This window comes from Candidatus Dechloromonas phosphoritropha (assembly GCA_016722705.1).
GTDB lineage: Bacteria > Pseudomonadota > Gammaproteobacteria > Burkholderiales > Rhodocyclaceae > Azonexus > Azonexus phosphoritrophus.
In genome coordinates this window covers 1-18,759 of sequence record JADKGN010000001.1, presented here as the reverse complement: position 1 = coordinate 18,759, position 18,759 = coordinate 1, and the positions used below count along the sequence as shown (strand labels likewise).

Below are 18,759 nucleotides of genomic sequence, written 5' to 3'. Positions count from 1 at the left end.
TCTATGAGCAAGCGTCACCCGAACCCCCGCCTCGCCAAGATCCACCGCAATTACACCGTGGAAGAAATCGCCACGCTTTTTGGTGTGCACCGCAATACCGTGCGGGCGTGGGTCAAGCGAGGACTCGCGACCAGCGATGATCGGCGACCGATGCTGATCCTCGGGCGCGACCTGGTTACCTTCCTTCAGGCGCAACGGGCAAAGAACAAGCGGACCTGCCAGCCGGGCGAAATCTATTGCGTGCGCTGCCGCGCGCCGAAAGCGCCAGCCGGGTCAATGGCGGATTACGAAGCCCTGACCGCAACCCAGGGGAACCTGATCGCGATCTGCCCGGATTGCGAAACGATCATCTATCGGCGCGTCAGTTTGGCCAAGTTGGCGCAGGTTCGCGGGAAACTGGACATCACGTTTCCGCAAGCACTGCGACACATAGGCGAGAGCCAACAGCCCTCCGTGAACAGTGACTTCAGATAGGGAGCATCAAAGCATGACGAAACACAACGCCAACAACGAACGGATCAAGCGCCGGTACTTCGCTTATCTGAAGGAGGCGAAGGGCCACAGCGAGCCGACTGTTGACGCAGTCGCGAACGCTTTAGCCAAGTTCGAGGCCGATACCAAGCACCGTGATTTCAAGGCGTTTCACTTCGAGCAGGCCATTGCATTCAAGAAGCACATGGTCGAGCAAAAGGGGCAACGATCCGGCGAGAAGCTGAGCAAGGCAACCCTGAACGCCACCTTCGCGCACGTCAAACGATTCTTCCACTGGCTCGCTGGGCAACCGGGCTACAAGTCGCGCCTTCAGTATTCCGACGCGGAGTATTTCAACCTGTCGGAAAAGGACGTGCGCGTTGCGACGGCCAGACGGGAGCAGGCGGGGCCGACTGTGGAACAGGTGAAGCATGTCATCGCCATGATGCCGGCCGAGAGCGCGATCCAGCGCCGCGACCGCGCCCTCATCGCGTTCACGCTCTTGACCGGCGCACGGGACAGCGCCATCGCCTCGCTGAAGCTGAAGCACGTCGACCTCGCTGCTGGTTGCGTCCATCAAGATGCGCGAGAGGTTCGGACCAAATTCAGCAAAACCTTCACAACGTACTTTTTCCCGGTTGGGGACGAGATTCGCCGAATTGTCGAGGAGTGGGTGGCGTTTCTTCAGGCGGAGAAGCTCTGGGGCAATGACGATCCGCTCTTCCCGGCCACGGACATTGCACTGGGTGACTCTCGGCAGTTTGAAGCGGTCGGCCTGAAACGGGCACATTGGAGCAGCGCCGCGCGAATTCGCACGATCTTCAGGGATGCCTTTGCCGGCGCCGGCCTGCCCTACTTCAACCCGCACAGCCTTAGAAATACTCTCGTTCGGTTCGGACAGTCGGTCTGCAAGACCCCGGAGGATTTCAAGGCTTGGAGCCAGAATCTTGGCCATGAAAAGGTGCTGACGACCTTTCTGAGCTATGGTCAGGTCGAGAACCGCCGGCAGGGCGAGATCATTCGTGGTTTGGGGACGCCACAACTCGCCGCGCAGTCAGATGTCAGCGTGCTTGCCAAGGCGCTGGCCCGTGAGCTGCGCGATTCGGGCATGGGGACGCTGGTCGATAGCACCTGATCAGACATACGAGACGCTGAGCCCGGCGGCCTGCATATCCGTCAAGATGACCTGAACGACGACGGTTGAATCTGTTTCGCAAAATCGAGGATGTGCTGCTAACCGATGGGCGGCAGCATGGCCTATACCAGCCCGTCAGGACGCACCTGATCAGGGTCGGCAAAGCAGATTGAAGAGACGCCAGACTGTTTTAGTCAGATGATCACACCCGGCCACAACCGGCCGTAGAAGGCTCTAAGGATCGAGCTTTACGAGCGGCAGGTACCTGCGCGATCCGCTGTTGGAGCGCAACGTGCACCGTTCGCAGAACCGCATCGAGTCCTATCACCAGCTACGCTCAGCCATCGCGCAGGTCGGCGGCAAGAAAGAACTGACCAGGCGCACCGACATCGAAATCGAGACCAGCAACCAGTGCGCGCGGCTGATTGCTAATGCGATCATCTTCTACCACTCGGCCATCCTATCGCGGTGGCTGACGAAATTCGAGGCCAGCGGCAACGCCAAGGCGTTGCCGCTCATCACCCAGATATCGCCAGCGGCGTGGCGACATATCCTGCTGAATGGGCACTACACCTTCCAGAGCGACGGCAAGGTGATCGACCTGGACGCGCTCGTGGCCGGACTGGAGCTGGGGTGACGGAAATTTCTGGGATTCCGGCTTACAACCCCGATAGGGTGCTGATGGGCGGCTACCTTTTCGCCGTGACCAGCCGTTCTTTCAGCTTCGACCAGCGTCGTCCGACCTGTTTCCCCTTGACCGCCATGGCCAGAGCGCGTTTCTGGCCGACCAGCACAACCAGCTTCTTGCCACGGGTGATCCCTGTGTAGATCAAATTGCGCTTGAGCATCATGTAGTGCTGGGTCGATACGGGAATCACCACCACCGGATATTCTGAGCCCTGTGATTTGTGAATTGTCGTTGCGTAACAGAGCACCAGTTCATCGAGTTCCCCGAACGGATAGCTCACCGCGCGCCCATCGAACTCAACGGCAAGTTCGGCATCGTCGAGATTGACGCTGGTCACAAAGCCGATGTCGCCGTTATAGACATCCCGGTCATAGTTGTTCTCGATCTGCATCACCTTGTCGCCAGCGCTGAAGCGGTAGCCGAATTTATCGACACTGTGTTCGCCAGGAGGATTGAGGGCTGCCTGCAGGGACTGGTTGATGCCGCGAGCACCGGTGATCCCCCGGTTCATCGGGCACAGCACCTGAATGTCACGCACCGGATCAAGGCGAAACTTCTTGGGTAGGCGCGTTTGCACCAGATCAACCACGGTTTGGGCGATGGCCTCTGGGTCTTCGGCACCGACAAAGTAAAAATCCGAGACCTCGCCTTTGGCTGGGAAGTCAGGGTAGATGCCCTGGTTGATCTGGTGGGCAATACGCACAATGCGCGATGCGGCCGCCTGGCGGAACACCTCTGTCAGCCGAATGACAGGCACCGCGCCGGAGTCGATCAGATCGGCCAGAAACTGTCCGGGGCCCACCGAAGGCAGTTGATCCACGTCCCCCACCAGGATCACAGCGGTGGAAGTCGCCACTGCCTTGAACAGTTGGTTTGCCAACGGCACGTCGATCATCGAACATTCATCAGCGATCAGGAGATCGCATTCCAGCGGATTGTCAGCGTTGCGCTTGAACTGACCATTGATCGGATTGACTTCCAGCAAGCGATGGATCGTCTTTGCTTCGATGCCAGTGGATTCCGAGAGTCGCTTGGCTGCTCGCCCAGTGGGTGCGCAGAGCAGCGGCTTTACACCCTTGGCGTTCATGATGGTCAGGATGGAATTGACCAGGGTCGTCTTGCCCACCCCTGGCCCGCCGGTAATCACCAGGAACTTGGCAGGGAGTGCGAGGCGTACTGCCGCCTTCTGGCTATCCGCCAACTGGATGGAGAGTTTCTGCTCAACCCAAGGGATAGCCTTCTCCGCATCGAAGGATGGCAGCGTCGTCGTATCGCCAATCAGACGCTCGATCTGAGCAGCGATGGATTGCTCTGCCGCGTAAAGAGTGGCCAGAAACACACAGGGCTGAGCATCGACGGTGTCGGGAACCAGTTCCTTGGTCTCGATCTCCCGCGCGATGGCCGTTTCGATGATGGATTCTGAAATATTGAGGAGTTTCACCGCCAAAGGCACCAGTTCGGCATAGGGTAATCCGCAGTGGCCCTGCCCAGAGGCTTCGCTGAGCGCATAGGAAATCCCGGCTTGAGCCCGCAGAGGAGAATCCTTCCCTATGCCGATCTTCTGGGCAATGGTATCTGCCGAAAGGAATCCGATGCCGCGAATGTCCCGCGCGAGTCGGTAAGGATTCTCGCGGACGATGTCGATTGCGTCGTGGCCATAGGTCTTGAAGATGCGCACTGCGCGGGAAGTGGAGACACCATGCGCATGCAGGAAGACCATGATGCCGCGAATGATCTTCTGGTCGGCCCAGCCGGAGGTGATTTTTCTGGCGCGAACTTCTCCGATGCCAGCGATGTCACGAAGCCGTTGCGGTGACTGCTCGATGATGTCGAAGACGGATGCACCGAACGCTTTGACCAGTTTCCCGGCATAGACCGGGCCGATGCCTTTGACCATGCCCGAACCGAGGTAACGCTCAATGCCGGTCAGGGTGGTTGGCGGAGAGATCTTGACGAACACCGCGCGGAACTGTCGGCCATGTTCGCGATCGGTGATCCAGTGACCGGAAGCAGAGGCGTATTCACCCGGAGATACAGCGGGCGCATGACCAATCAGGGTGATCAGTTCTCGCTCACCCCTCACCTTAAGGCGAAGCACGCAAAAACCGTTCTCCTCGTTGTGGTAGGTAACACGTTCAACCAGACCAGCCAAGCGGTCGAGTTCAGGGGCGGGGGAATTGGTCATTGAGGACGGCGCTGGATCGGGCTGCAGGTGCGGTGTTGCAGGGAAATCATTACTGACATAGCAGTTTCAGCAAGAAGACAAACGAGTGTAGCCCGGTCTGCGCATAAGGGTGCGAGGTGCCACAGCAATGCGTTCTGGCCGGTGTCTCCCGCGCCACGGTCTATGTACAGCACAAACCGAAACTGGTCGATGAAAGCGACCTGCTGCTCAGTCGTCTGATCGACGAAGCGTATCGTCAATATGCCAAGGAGCAAAGCGAAGCGGATCGTCACCGCTATGAATTCGCTGAAACCGAGGCCAAAGCCAAGAAAGCAGGGCTGTGGTCGGAGAAAGATCCTGTGCCACCGTGGGAATGGCGGCATCTGCCGAAATAATGCACGATTATCGAAGTTGTCTCTCACCTTCCAGGGATCGGAGTGCCTACTGCCGACGTCGGCTTTCTGGTAGCTTGGCCGTACTCACACTTTCGGCCAACAACGGACATCCGACTTTGAAACCGTAATGACCGTCCATCTAACCATTGCCGACCGTCGCACGCAACAGATCACGATGTCTTGGACGTGTCATCGCCGCGGCATCGTACGTCGTCGATGATGGAGCACCCGAAAAGATGTGGTGCGCCGGCGACGCTCCGGACCCTTGAGCAAAGACCACTGAGCCCAGGAGCCGCGGAACCGGCGCCCTGGGGTTCTTCCCCACAGATACGCTCCGACCACCTGCAGGACGATGCGCGTGACGGCAAGCATCGCTTTGGGTCCGCGCGTCTCCCCCTCCTTGCAGTATCGCCGAACGCGATGGCCGCCTGTAGCGGCCAGCTTGCGAGTGCCGCAAAGAGATTCGGCACCTTTCCTTGCCTGGAATGTGCTCGGATCGAGGAACATGCCAGTATCGCGCCCGCTTGCGACGGTTTGCCGGGAGTCTGCTTCTACCTGCCCGTTTTGATCGGCCCCGGGTACCGCGGCGCGCTCCCATGTCTGCTGCCATGGGAGCGCGCGTTGGTCTGGCGTTCAGGCTAGCCGCCTATGTTCACGCGATATCTCACGAGGAAGTACATATCCTTCCACGCCTCTGGAAGCAATGTGCCATTGTTGATCGTGAGCGTGAGAGTCAGCCCCGCCAAGTTGTCAATAGTGTTGCCGGACAGGCCGGACACCGCTTCGAACTCGATGAGTCCCGGTGGGTCGCTATCGCTGGCCGTCGAATTGTTGACCTTGAAGACGACGCCCGCCGCGTCGATCGGGTGATCGAGGGCGGGGTTGAGGAAGACGTTGAGTGAGTCGACCACCAAAACGATGGGTGCAGCTGACGAATCCAGCCAGACATAATCCAGGTACTTCGGAAAATGCCGCTTGGTCAGACTCAAGGTCAGCGTTTGCGGCTGGCCCTCGCCCGGAAAGAGTAGGCGGTTCCACTCGGCGGCGAACTCCTGGCGCAGGCTGAAGAGGCGCGACAAGCTCACATCCGGTTGTTCGAGCAGCGATTTCAGGTCGTTCAGCGCGGCAGTCAGTCCTTCGCTCACCGCCTGTTTGAAGCTGGTGGCCCCGTCTTCCTGCACTGTGGCACCCCCATCACGTGCCGAATAGCTCAAATGCAGGATTACGTCGGTGATGGTGTCATAGTCGAAGGCTCGGACGGCGCTCGGGAGTTCCAGCCGCCAGGTGCTGACGGCCCCTTCGCCTTCGAATGGAAGGTAGCGCGGATCGCTGAAGCTGAGCTCAAATACGCCACCATCCTGATTGGCGCTGCTGGTCGCGATGGCGGTCTGCGGGGAGACCGTCAGGTCACGTTCCGGCTGAGTCGGGTCGGCGAGATTCGCGTTCCTTCTTGTCCAGCTTTCGGTCAGCGTCAAGACGCCGCTGACGTTGGTATAGGGGCCGACCACACAGGGAATCGAGATGCGCGCCGACTTGATGCGGCGGAAATAGTGGCCCGCGAAATCCATGTTGAACAACACCTCGGGGATATGGATATCGCAACTGCCGGTTTCGCGGAGTGCCAGTAGAGCGGTCGGATCGAGCTGGAACAGGGAGATGTGCTTCGTGATCTCGAGCTCGCGCTTGTTGGCGGCAATGTGAGCAACTTCCATTTGGCGCAGCTGCTGGCACAGCAGGTCCCCGGCGAGCAGCCCCTTCTTGAGACTGTCCCAGTTGTCGAACTTGATGAACGACATCGATTGTTCGGCGGGGCCCAACTCCTCTCTGAATGCGGCCTCGGCCTGCACGGCCATCTGGTAGCCCATCTGATAGGCCTGGAAATGCACGGACGCCAGCTTGGAAACCATCCAGCCGTAGAGTTGCTGGTTGCTGAACTTGAGCTTGAGAAATTCATCGACCTGCTTGGCTTGGTCAATCTGCTTGTCGTGATTGTCACGATCGGTTTCGGCACTCTGCTTGCGTATCTCGGCAGCCAGGATCTGCTTGTCGAATTGTTTGACGTCGCGCCGTGCCAGATCGGCCTGGAAGCGCCAGTCGCGCGACCGGCGGCCGTATCCCGCCATCGTGCTGGCCTTCGAAGCTTCGTAGGTCTTGGCGTTTGCAAGCGCCCTGGCCGCACTTGCGGTGGCTTGCACCGCAGCACCGAGATTCGAGCCGCCGAAGGAAATCGATGTCGATGGAGGAGCTGGGGGTGCGAAGCCGATCGATATATTTGGCAAAAGATTCAAGAGGCCTGCCGACGTCTCGGCGATCTCGGCCGCGATCTGGAAAACTCGGCCCTTCTCCAAAGCATCGAGGCTCTTCTGCTCTCCCGCGTTGACCCTTTCCAGGCCCGAGTAGTACTCGATCCTGAACTGCGCCGCTTCTCGGCTCTCCACAAGGCTCGCCAGCGAGGCATCTGCCTCATCGACACTCTTCGTCTTGAGCGAGCGAATCGCCGCCAACAGCCCAAGCTCGTGTGTGCTGCGCAACACGCCGAGTTGCTCGGCATCGCGCTTCTCGAGAGCGGCCAGCAGCATCTGGCCCAAATTGCGCGCTTCGCCGCAAAGCTCCAGGGCTTTCTGCAACATGAAGGCGAACCGGTAGTTCGAGCGCGGCGCAAACTGCCCGCTCAGAACGGCCTCGATATCCAGGCCCGCGGCGGCAGCACGTACCAGTAACGCAGGGTCTATTGGCGGCGCAAACAGCGCAAGCTGCCTGACCTGGCCGCTCAAATTCATGCTGTGCCGGATCTTGAACAGACGATCGGCGACCAGGTCCCAGTAGCCATACAGGACATCGTTGTGCGGGATGCACATCAGCAACAAGGTATCCACCCCGCTGGCGCTGCCCAGCGTGACAGCGTGCCCGGTCCCGCCGAATGAGGTGGACAAGGCACCGCCAGCACCCGTGGCATCGACGGTCAGCCCGCCACTTGCCAAGCCGATGCTCCTCTTCGGTGTTGTCGAAGCCCCAGGCAAACCCACCGAAAGCCACGACGTCAGCGAGTCCAGTGGATTGCCGCCTGCCAGCCCGTTCCAGTCGAATCGGAACCGGTTCAGCAGCAGGTTCGGCGTTGTGATGAATGTCTCCTGCGCCGGCAGCATGATCGGTCGTTCGCCCAGGATGCTGCTGGCCAGCACATAGAGTTGCCGCGCTTGATCGATGTATTCGCGCGTGTCGCGGCGGAACAGCAGGTCCGCCTCGCCGATCAACGAGCTCAGGTAGCGCATCACGACGAATTGCATGTAGGCCGAAATGCGCAACCTGGCAATCACGTGGGGCTGGAAGGGATCGGCTACCCAGGCCTCGACCTGCTGCTCGTAGGCGCTATTGCCAGTTGTCAGCAATTCGTCGAGCGACTGCACGGCCCCACCCTGCTGCTCCTCGTAGAAGGGCTTGATCTTCCAGAAGCCCTCGGGGCCGGCGTCGTCGGCGGCAGTTGGGTCGAAGATGTGCTGCATCCATAGTCGCGCTTCGGCGTGGCGCTCGTTGCGCATCAGCCGGGTCGCGATGGTCATCGGGATATGGAAAAGAGTTCCCAGTTCGACCATGCGCAGGGCGAACTGTCGTCGAAATCGATCTCGCCCTTGGGGTATGGCGTGGCCACCCAAGCGGTGTTGGGCTCGTAGGACGCTGCAAAATCAAAACCGTCGAGCGGCAAAAGTTGCCGATAGAGAGTTTCCGAATCCTCGTCGTCCAATGGGTCAGGACTGAGCAAGCCGGTCACGCCGTGGCGCCACACCTGGCGTAAGAACAGGCTGCTGTTCGGGTCGGCGAATTGCGTGAAGCGGTACTTCGTCGTGGTCTCCAACAGGTCGGTGCCGGCTAACACAATGGGTTCCTTGTCGTCGACGAGGATGCTGTTCACCAGCGTCGTATTCGATTGCAACGTGGTGCCGGCCGCGCTGCCGAGGCCTCGGTCGATGATCTGGGTGCCGTTCGACTGATAGTGCGCGTCGGCCTCGACAACCGCAGCACGGGCCGACGGCACCGGTGCCATCAGGCGAACCGAGCCGGGCGATGCGCTTGTTGCAGCGACCTGGAAAATCGGCCGCACCGGCACGGACTCCTGCTGAGCAAAGTAGCAGCCCAGATTGCTGGAAAAAAAGAACGGTGCCGCCTCGGTGCCCCCAACCCCAGCTGATGGAGATAGTGAACGCGGCCGTAGCCGTCGGTCAGGGTATTGAACAGCGTGCGAATTTGCGGTATTCGAGGCACCGACAACATGTCCATATTGCCGACGTTTGTCTCGACGGCCCTGAGGCCCGCAGCTGCGGATCGGGCTTCTTCCTTCACCATCTCGCCCAGCCATGGGTCGCCCGCAATTTGCAACTCCAGTCGCGATATTCCGTCGGTGAAATAGATAAGGTTGAGGGACTGAAAGCTCTGCGACGCGCCCGTGATCGACACGTCGCCGACCGGCGCGCCGCTCAGGAACGTGCTGGCATGTAACTCACCATTGAGGTTGTCGAGATAGAAATAGCCAATGTCGGGCTCTGAAGAATGCGACGACCGTACCGCAATGCGCAGCAGGTTGTCGCCGCTGACCCAGCCACTGAAATAGTGCCACTCGGGGTCGACGTTGGTTTGATAGACGAGTTTCTCGCGAGCACTCTGCTTGGGCGAGGTTCCATTTGGTCCGAGGGTGCACCAGGACATGCCCAGCTCGACATCGAAGCGCACGGGATTCTCAATATCAGGGTCGACATGCACCGTGCCGTCCGGGTCAACAAATTTGTCGTATGCACCCTGCGCAATGCGCAGCTCGTCGACAAGCGCCAGGAGATCGGCCGCTAACGAGGGGAGTTCCTCGGGGTCGTCGTTTTGCTTGATCTCCCGCTTCTTGGCGTCGATATCGTTCTGGACATCGGCAATATCCTGTTGCGCGGCGGCGACCTTATCCATCGTTTGCTCCATAGCCGTTGGATCGTTCGAATCGGTGACCTTGAATTCGGGCCAGAAGAGGTAGAGCTTGCCGTTGTAGGCGACCGGAACGAGGTGGTCGCCAGACATGTCGAGCTGGATGCGCTCCCATGGCGTCCAGTGCAGATGGTCTTCCAGCCGTCGGTAGAAGTAGGCTGCCGGCACCTCCTGCGTGCGGCCTACGACGTGCAGATGGACGGTATCGGTATCGCCGGCGGTCCACGATTCCTCGTAGCTGCCGAGAATCTCGAGCCGACTCACCTGGTCGACCTTGCGAAGGTAGTCGACATAGATGCGTTCGGCGGATTCGGCCGTCACATCCTCCTGGTCCAGGGCGTCTTCGAGTTCGCGGAAGAAGGCTGACTTGTCGTCGCGCCACTCCGGCTCGAGCCAGTTCTCGGGCGTCAGGAAGACCCGCCGCGCCGCCTCCCAGACACGGTAGTTCTGCTGCCACTGCCAGGCCGTCGCGTCGGCCTTATCGAATTTGTAGCGCTCCAGATTCAGCAGGATGCGCTGCACGAACAACTGCACCGCCGAATGCGCCAGCACGATGCGCGAGGTGCGGTCGGCCGGCGACATTGCCGGATCAATCAGGTACTGGGCGTAAAACGCCTCGGCGTCCTTCATGCCCAGATGGTTCAATGCCTGGCCGAGCAAGGCATCGCGCTTGAGCGTGCGCAATTGGTCCTGGATCGTGCCCAGCACATCGAGCCACCGCTCCGGGGCGAACGCAGGGGACAGGCCTTGCTTGATCGCCTGCGTCTGCACGTACCCGAGCTCCTCGATCGTCCAGCTGTGGGCCTGCGCCACGCTCACGCCCGAGGTCCGGATCAGATCGAAGACCTCCTTCATGGCGAGCAACGCGCGCTCGTCGCGCATGGCTGAGGGCAGGGCGAGATTGAAGCCCCTCGACCCTGTCAGATAGGTGACGTCGGCCAGGGGCCATGCGGTCCACGCGCTGAGTTGTGCCAGAAAGTCGTCGAGCAAGAAGCTCGCGGGATCAATCGACTGCGCAATGGCTTGCTCGATGAAGGCAAACAGTGACTCCTCTGGCGTGAAGGTTGAGTTCTGCAATGCCGCAGCGGACACCAATCTGCGCCAGGGGTCGAATACGGCCGTGGGGGGAGCAGTCACCGGCAGCGCGGCAATGTCTGCCCATCCCATTCTTGGGCCCGTAACCAGCAAGAAGGGCAAGAACGCGAGATCGAGCTTCAAGCCGCTCCACGCGAGACTGAACTTGTTGAGTTGATCGAACAAGGCCGGGAACTCGCCCACTGGCACCGGCAGGTCCGTACCGCCCTGGTTGGCGGCAACGATCACGTGCGACAACAACGCGTCGCCCAACCGAGGGCGGTTTGTGAACAACAAGGCGTCCAGCGCGGCTGGGTCCAAGCTCAGCGTCGAACCGAGAGACTGGGTCAGCGAGGACTTCAGCTCGTCAGTCAAGCCGGCGTCGTCCAGGCGCACGATGCCATTGAAACTTTCGACCATCGACTCGAGCCACGCCGCGGCGGTCTCGGCGCCGGGCGCCAGCGCCGCCACGGCTTGCGCCTCGTGAAGATGCAGGTAGGCCAGTTGCTCGACGGAATGTTCGGCGGCCTGGATTTCGCGCAACACGTCGACGAAGCTCTGGGTGTCGACCGGGCCGGCATCGACAGACGGCGCATGCAGTGGCATCTGGCCCGTCAAGGCGATCAGACGAATGAAGTCCTTGACACTGAGCTTCGATGCGCGAGCAAACGTAGCGATCCGATAGGTCAGCGATACATTCGCCAGGTCGAGTGCGACATGCCCGCTGATGGCATCCTTGGGTAGCATGGCGCCCACCAGCAGCAGCAGATCGTCGCCCGTCAAACGGGTGGCGCTCTGGATGTACGCGCCGTAGTCGGCCTGGAGGAGGTAAGTCGGCTCAGCGGCGCTGTCGGATTCGGCCAGCCACGGGCTCAAGCTGGCGTCGGCCGAGGTCGTGATCGCCAGATCGGCACGGTCCGCGCGCAGCGCGAAGACGGCGTTTCGCAGGTCCACGCCAGTGCCCGAGTGTGTGTCCGGGAATCGCGCCTCGTCGAGGTAGATCGACTCGTACTGCGAGGGCTGGTCGTCCTCAAAGATGAAGGTGTCGAGCGCGGCGCCCCACCAACTCCCCAGGTCGGCGAGTCCGACACGCAAGTCGCGCCGCAGCGCTTGCACGGCGGCGAGTTTCTCGAAGAAGTGCGGCGCATCGAAATCGCCGGCACCCAGGGCCTGGATGACCAAGTCGAGTGTGTATTCGTCGCAATCCAGACGTGACTGCAAACGCACGAACCGGTGCAACCGGTCGAGCATCGTGCGCAAGGGTGCTCCAGCTAGTTCGACACCGGCCGCGTCGATGAGCACGGCGCCGTCGACCGAGCAGGGTGTGCCGTCGAAGCGAATGCTGATCGATCGCGCTGGATTCAAGTAGCGCGTGTTCAGCAGGCGCAGCAAGGTGTCGTAGTCGATGTCGGCACGCGCCAGCAGGTTGGCCACCGTTCCAAGCTTTGCTGCGGCAAGCTTCGCAGCACTGTCGTAGCCCCACAGAGGTGCCAATGCAGCGGGTGCCACTTTCGGCTGGGCAATCAGTTCGCGCTCGAAGCGGCTCATGCCGAGCGCCTCGGTGGCCATTTGCAGCGGACCGACGCCGGGCATCGCCGGCATGGCCAACATCAACTCCTCGCGCTCGATGCCCATGCGCTTCAGGTAGCGTCGGCCTTCCTCAGCCCACAGGTCGAATGGCAGGCTCCGCAAAGGGTAGGGCGCGAGGCGCACGATGTCGTAGGCCGCCGTGCGCAGGTATTCGGGTTGCGCGGCGAGCAGGTCGGCATCCCAGGTCGTGGGGCCGATATCGGTGGCCGACAGTGTCTGGCCGTTGGCACTGGCAACGATGGATTCGAGGATCTCGATTGCCAGATCGATGTGTGGCACCAAGGTCTCAGTGTTCTCGCAGCTCAGCTGCAGTGCGCCAAGGTCTGGGCGGCGCGCGAGCAGTTCGTCCAGCGCGTTGTGGCCGTCGGCATCCACGGCGCACTCAAGAAAGGCCATGATCGACACCAGATAGGCGGCGGGACTGAGCGCCGATTCGCAGTGCGAGCATTCACAGGCGTCGGGTGAGCCGAACAACTCTTGCCATTCGGGCAGCGCGATGGTCGACCGCGCCAGGGCCTGTGTGGTCGCCGCCTGCCCGTCGGGCGCTTGATTCGAGCGCAGCGTGGCGAGCGGCAGGCGATTCAGGTTGGGGTTGAAACGCAGATAGACGCTCAGCGCCAGCGAGGTCACATGCACCGCCTTGCGGTACATGCGCTGAACGGTCTTGGTGTCGACCGTGCCAGCCAGGCGCCGCGCCAGTCCGGCGCGGCCCGCCGCGGCGACCTGGGAGGCCGAGCGCATCCCGGCATTCCACATCGCTTGGATCGAGACGAGCTTGTCCTGCGGCGCGGTCAGATGAAAGAGCTGCTCAATGCGCAACAGGTCGCCGCGAACCTCGCCCTGCCCGGCGTCAAGTGCTCCAGGGTTCTCGCGCAGGAAGTTGAGCAGCCGCAAATCGCCGAATTCGAAGTCCGGGTTGTCGGACATGAAGCCAAGCGCCGGGTGGCTCGCCCACTGCGCATTTCGCGTCATCTGGCCGGTCAGCGAAGCGGTCGGATAGCGCCGCTCCGCCTCGCGGTAGAGCATCTGCGCGTACGCGGCCCTGCGCTGTGCCGGGGTGCCATCGGGCAGCACCTCGTCGGGAAACTCCACCGTGGCGATGGTCAACACCATGTCGCGCCAATATTCGGGGCTGAACGCGGCCACCTCTCGCGCAGCCTGCACTGCCAGGCCACCGCGCAGGGCCCCGCTCAGGCTGGTGTTGTCGCCGACCACGGCCTGCAGCTCGAAAGTCTGTTGCAGTGTGCCCACCTCGCCGGCACTGAAACCGTCTTCGACTTGCAGGGCTTGCCACAGCTCATCGCCCGAAGCATCGCCCGTGGTGAGCCGGCGGGTGAAGGTGGACTGCTTGTCGGTGCCGAGCCCCGTGGTTTGCAACAATTTCGCATAGGGATGCTCGGGCCGCGCAAGATAGCCCTGTTGCACCTGCGCCAGTTGCCCACGCAAATTGAGCGACAGCGCGAGGCCGATGAAATTGCGCGATTTCGCTTCCTGCAGTCGCGCCCACAGACGCTCCAGCGGTCGGGCCAACAAGGCGTCGATGCGGGTCGGCTCGCCACCGCGCAACAAGCCGTAAAAAAGCGCAGTGGGCAGGCCGAACGTTGCCGACCAGCGCCGCGCCTTTACATAGTAGGCGACCTTGGAGATGGCCAGGCCGGCCTCGCGGGCCAGAATCAGCACGTCCGACACCAGCAGGCAACTCAAATCGGCGTCATGCGCGCCGAGCATCGGTGCGAGCGTCTTCTGCAATCGGCTGAATTCGTCAGGGCCACGGTAGGGGTCCTTGCCAATCGAGAAATTCACCGTCTCATGCGGCAGCGCGCGCAGGATCAGCGGCGACTCGGCGAGCACGGTGTCGGCGGTCGGATCGCGCACCTCGACCTTGAGGTCGGCGCGAGTCTTCCCCACTGCGTCAGCTGCGCCGGATCGTAGGTGAATTCATAGCGGCCCAGATCGTTGGTGCGGACTACGGCATCGGCGTCACCCAGCTGGCGCCATTCGCACAGCGCCCGGTCGTAGGCGCGCACGATCTGGTTGGGCACCGGCGCGCCATCCGGCTTGACCACCTCGCCCTGAACGCTGAATAGCCGAGAAGTTTCGGGAGGGATGTTGGGTACGGGCGGATCGTTGCCGCCGCCCGGCGCTGGATCGAAGGCACCCATGTCGGCCAGCACCGCGTTGAGGGCATCGGCGGTGGCCGCGTCGACCTCGCCGGTCGCGGCGAGCTTCTGCACCGTCTGAAATTTGCTCAGCGCGGCCTGAGTCGTAGGGCCGAAGCGCTGCTTGGTCTGTTCCGACTTGGCGATCGCGAAGCCCAGCAATGCCAGTGCCTCGTGAAGGTCAGCGACTTCGGGGCCCTGCACCTGGAGATTGAGAGGGAAGGTGATCTTGTTCATCACGGGATCCTTTCGTCGGCTTGCTTGCGGTGGGGCTACAGTTCTGCGGCGTGGTTGGCTTTAGCGGATAAAGGTTTAGCTGTGATCGGGCTTCGGGCAACAGCAAATCGACCTTGGACCCTTTGATACTCAAGGGAATTGCACTCTCTGCTATCGCAATTTGGTTTGCCATGATGACCCCTGCAGAATCGCTCGCTCTGAGCCTGATAAAGTGATCGCAACACCACTACCTATTGACAATTGTTTGGAACCCCATGCTTTCGAATAGCTCGGTCATCATTTGGATCTCAGCTTCGGGAAGTGTTCGCCCCATCGCCCCTCCAGGGCCATTGACGTATGCCCTATTCAGCACTCCAGAGGCGACGCCAAGTTCGATCGTGTTATCGGCCCGCATCACGATCGCCCCGCCGAACAAGCCGGCCGCTCTTGACTCTTCGAGGGTAAGGGGGCGGCGCGCGAGCAAGCTGGCACCATCCAGATGAGTTCCATTGCGCTGTGCCGCGGGCATCACACGACCCGATCGCAGTTGAGCTGTGGGCGCAGCCCCCTCGCCAGTCGCAATCGCCACCCACTCCCGATTCCGAGGATCCATGGCAAACGAAAATCCCTGGCCCTCGGAGAAGTGCCTGAGTTGCGCAGCAGCCTCGGCACTTTCTCCTTGAGCCATGATCACCGGGACACCCTCAATTCCCCGTACGGCGCCCGTGGAGATTACTTCGTTACCAGCACGTGCCGCTGCGCGCTCAAGGTTCTTGTAGAACGTATCGGTCAACTTTTTCGCTAACGGGTCGACCCTCGAGAGGCTGGCCGCCTCCACACCCTTGCGCGCCTCGGATGCGACCACCGTTCGGGCAACACCTTCCGCAACTGGTGCCGTGACATCGATGGTCCACGTTCCGCAGCGCCCCAACCTCGTCCGATCGGAAGTTCAATTCCAGAACCCGCAACGCTAAGGACGATGTCCAGGATGGTGGAACCGACATCTGAAACTGATTCTGCCGTGCGAGTCTGTCCTTCTTTGACCGCATCCGGATCGAGGTGGACCGGGTCGCCATACACTGGCCCAAGGGTTCTAGTAGCGTCCATAAGCGGTATATTGCTGAAAGGGTTGAACGACAGAAACCAATCGGTCCATGATTGCGAAGCAACATCCTCTAGGCCGGAGGGGTCGAGGCGATTCGCCGGATTTCCACTTCCGTAACGATAGCGGTTTATCCCCGTATTTACCCCCTTTGGGTCCGCACTCGCCCACCGCCCCAACCACGTCGCGTAGTACCTCACTCCGTGGCACGCGAGCCCCGTCTCCTCATCTCGCTCCATCCCCGGATACCGATACCGCTTCAGGCTCACCTCCGCGGCGCTGCGCCCCGCCTGAAACGCTGACGTTCCATACGGGTGATACTCCTCGTACCCAATCAGCGCCCCACCCCCATCCAACTCCACGCTAGCGGAACCCAAATGGTTGCCAAACTGGTACCGCTGCAACGGCACGGGCGTCCGGACCACGCTACCGTCCTCAACGGTCTGCGTCTCCACTAGCGCCACTCGTTGCTGGTCATCCATGACGTGCAGAGACTCGCGCTCCAGCGTAACCGCAGCGCCAGCGCCGTCGTACTCGCGATACACCTCGAACCCGCCGAGATAGATGCGCTCATTCTTCCGCGCCGCGGTTACGCCGGCGTTTGCCGACCGCTCGGTAACCTTGCGCACCCGCTGCCCCGCGGCATCGTAAACGTAGTAGGTCGTTTCCGGTGTACCGTCGTTGACCACCTGGCGCGCGGATGCCATGAGCTGATCTCGGTAGTCCCAACGCATCAACGGCAAGTGCGGCAGCGCCGTCATGTTGCCGTGGGCGTCGTGTGCGTAGCGCTCGACCTGAGTGAATCCGTTGCCCACGGTCGTCTGGCTCAGCCGGTTGCTCGGTTTGCCCGCCTCAATCAGACTTGGTTCGCCATACTCGTAGCGCCGCGTCCAGCCGGCTCCACTCGCCAGGTGGGCCATTGTTTCGAAGTTGCCGACGGCGTCGTATTGGTAGCGCTCGGTGTAGTTGCGCAGCGCCTGCAGGTCGTTGGGGTTCGCCCGATTGCCGACGAAGGGGTAGTCGCGGCAGGCGCCGCCGGGTGGATCGAAGTTGAAGGCGCTCTGCCCGATGTGCTCGCGGCCCGTGGCCTCGATGAGCTGGTAGATCGCGTCGTAGGCGTAGCCCGCGGCCGGATCGATTTGCTGACCATCGCGGAACGTTGTGTTCAGGGCCGCGTCATGGATGCGGGTGAGGTTGCCAACCGGATCGTAGACGTAGCGCAGGTCCTGCACCAGGGTCGGGCTCTCAAAGATCTGCGAGGCGGTTGTGTCGGCGCCCGCGGGGCGCGTCGTCTTCAAGCGCATCAAGCGGAAGGTCAGCGGATCGTACTCGTACGCCGCGACCGTTCCGTTGTAGTAGGAGATCTGCTGGCGCTGGCCCTTGGCGTCGTAGTCGATGTTGGTGACGAAGTGCGTGGCCGTACCTGCACCCCGCAGGTGCACGTCGACCTGTTGGAGCAGGTTGGCATCGTTGAATTGGGGACGATACACGCTGCCGTCCGGCGAGGTCGCCGTGACGGGGCGATTCAGCGCGTCGTACGTGCCGCTACTAGTGAAGCGGCCGGCGGTTGCGGAGGGGTCCTGCAACCAGTCGACCCCGGACTGGTAGTCCGGCAGGAGATCGCGTTGGCTCGAGAGCAAGTTGCCCTTGAAGTCGTAGCCGATGCTGGTCACGACGCCGGCGGCGTCGAACTGCTGGGACACACGGCCGCGGTGGTTGGTCGCGGCTCCCAGGGCTTCGCCGTATACGGTACGCTCTGCCAGTCGTTCCACGCCACTTTCGGTCACGAACAGGCCTGTAGAGCGGCGCAGCGCATCGTAGGTCAGGCGCCGCGCAAAGCCGCGGCTGTCCCAGGCGCGAATGGGCTTGTCGGCAATGTCGTTGAGCAGCCAGCGTTCGCCGGCATCCATGCTCCACGAGTGCACCTGGTTGCCGAGCATGTCGTAGTCGTAGCGCATGACGCTGCGGTCGAGCGCGTCGATGACGTTACGCTGGTTGCCTTCGATATCGAGTACGACGCGGGTGCGGCGGAAGGCCTCTTCTGGGCGGTCATTGACTGGCGTATCGCTGCGCTTGAGTCTGTTGTGGGCGACGGTGAGAAAGGCACGGCCAAGGGAATCCACATGCGCGGCGCTCGGCGTGAAGGCATGCCTGGCTGCCTTGGTTGCGGCAGCCTGCTCTTGCGCACCCAGCGCGCCGTCGGCCCGCTGCGCATACCAGGACGGCAGGTAGTCCGCGTCGGGCAGACGGCGGAAGTAGTCCGCTACATCTGAATTGTCCACATCCGGATCGTCATTGGGTTCCTTGGGATCGTCGATCAGGACAGTGTCGTTGACGTCCCAGGTCTCCTGCCGCCAGGGGTCGAACACCACTTTCTGCCAAGTGTGATTGGGATTGAGGGTGGCGACGACGCGCTGCACCGGGTCGTAGAACAGGATCAGGCTGACGCCGCGGCGGACATCGAATTCAAAGACATGGGTGTCGGTGAAGAAGGGCTCGTACTGGCGGACCGGCTTGCCCTTGTTGTTGAACACCGTCCAGCCGCTGCCCACCAGCGTGGGCTGACCACGGGCCCGCCGTCGGTCACGGGGCCCGGCTCAGCCTGGATCTTCTTCTGGATCTCGCGGCCGAAGCCGTCGGAGTAGCTGAAGGCGTGCTGACCTTGGTGAGCGCGCCGTCTGTGAGGTCGGCATCGTGAGTTCACGGACGAGGGCGTACCTGACCGGGGGCTTGCGGCTGGGGCTCGGCTTTGGTGCGCTGGTAGGCATAAAGGTCGTAGATCAGGCGGGTGCTCGCCCGCTGC

The 18,759-nt window shown here is 61.6% G+C and carries 10 protein-coding genes and 1 pseudogene; 4 read left to right on the top strand and 7 right to left on the bottom strand.

The window, feature by feature from the left end; genetic code table 11:
* Nucleotides 1-3: 3 nt before the first annotated feature.
* The 3 genes and pseudogenes from IPP03_00055 (at nucleotide 4) to IPP03_00045 (ending at nucleotide 2,243) form a co-directional block, all read left to right on the top strand.
* Complete coding sequence (locus IPP03_00055; GenBank protein ID MBL0351173.1) at nucleotides 4-474, top strand: helix-turn-helix domain-containing protein; 471 nt, start codon at nucleotides 4-6, stop codon at nucleotides 472-474.
* A gap of 13 nt (nucleotides 475-487) precedes the next feature.
* A complete protein-coding gene (locus IPP03_00050) occupies nucleotides 488-1,606 on the top strand; it encodes a site-specific integrase (GenBank protein MBL0351172.1) in 1,119 nt (372 codons plus the stop codon).
* A gap of 259 nt (nucleotides 1,607-1,865) precedes the next feature.
* A pseudogene (locus tag IPP03_00045) lies at nucleotides 1,866-2,243 on the top strand (Tn3 family transposase).
* A gap of 52 nt (nucleotides 2,244-2,295) precedes the next feature.
* Here the strand turns inward: IPP03_00045 and IPP03_00040 are convergent.
* Nucleotides 2,296-4,479: an ATP-dependent RecD-like DNA helicase gene (locus tag IPP03_00040; GenBank protein ID MBL0351171.1), complete on the bottom strand. Its 2,184-nt coding sequence runs from the start codon at nucleotides 4,477-4,479 to the stop codon at nucleotides 2,296-2,298.
* 116 nt (nucleotides 4,480-4,595) lie between these two features.
* On the opposite strand from IPP03_00040, the gene IPP03_00035 reads away from it, so the two are divergent.
* Nucleotides 4,596-4,853: a hypothetical protein gene (locus IPP03_00035; protein ID MBL0351170.1), complete on the top strand. Its 258-nt coding sequence runs from the start codon at nucleotides 4,596-4,598 to the stop codon at nucleotides 4,851-4,853.
* Nucleotides 4,854-5,491: 638 nt separating this feature from the next.
* Here the strand turns inward: IPP03_00035 and IPP03_00030 are convergent.
* The 6 genes from IPP03_00030 to IPP03_00005 all read right to left on the bottom strand — a co-directional run bounded on the left by IPP03_00030 (nucleotide 5,492) and on the right by IPP03_00005 (nucleotide 18,508).
* Entirely contained in the window at nucleotides 5,492-8,392 is a 2,901-nt protein-coding gene (locus tag IPP03_00030; GenBank protein ID MBL0351169.1) for a hypothetical protein, read from the bottom strand.
* A gap of 17 nt (nucleotides 8,393-8,409) precedes the next feature.
* Nucleotides 8,410-8,952, bottom strand: a complete 543-nt coding sequence (locus IPP03_00025; GenBank protein ID MBL0351168.1) for a hypothetical protein — start codon at nucleotides 8,950-8,952, stop codon at nucleotides 8,410-8,412.
* The gene (locus IPP03_00020; protein MBL0351167.1) at nucleotides 8,895-14,387 is read right to left on the bottom strand and encodes a hypothetical protein; all 5,493 of its coding nucleotides are present in this window, start codon (nucleotides 14,385-14,387) and stop codon (nucleotides 8,895-8,897) included. Before IPP03_00020 ends, IPP03_00025 begins: the two co-directional genes overlap by 58 nt.
* The gene (locus IPP03_00015; protein MBL0351166.1) at nucleotides 14,309-14,875 is read right to left on the bottom strand and encodes a peptidoglycan-binding protein; all 567 of its coding nucleotides are present in this window, start codon (nucleotides 14,873-14,875) and stop codon (nucleotides 14,309-14,311) included. The genes IPP03_00020 and IPP03_00015 overlap by 79 nt, the downstream gene beginning before the upstream one ends.
* Before the next feature lie 226 nt (nucleotides 14,876-15,101).
* Nucleotides 15,102-15,647, bottom strand: coding sequence for a hypothetical protein (locus tag IPP03_00010; protein MBL0351165.1), 546 nt, complete (start codon nucleotides 15,645-15,647; stop codon nucleotides 15,102-15,104).
* A gap of 8 nt (nucleotides 15,648-15,655) precedes the next feature.
* A complete protein-coding gene (locus IPP03_00005; GenBank protein MBL0351164.1) occupies nucleotides 15,656-18,508 on the bottom strand; it encodes an RHS repeat-associated core domain-containing protein in 2,853 nt (950 codons plus the stop codon).
* Nucleotides 18,509-18,759: the final 251 nt, after the last annotated feature.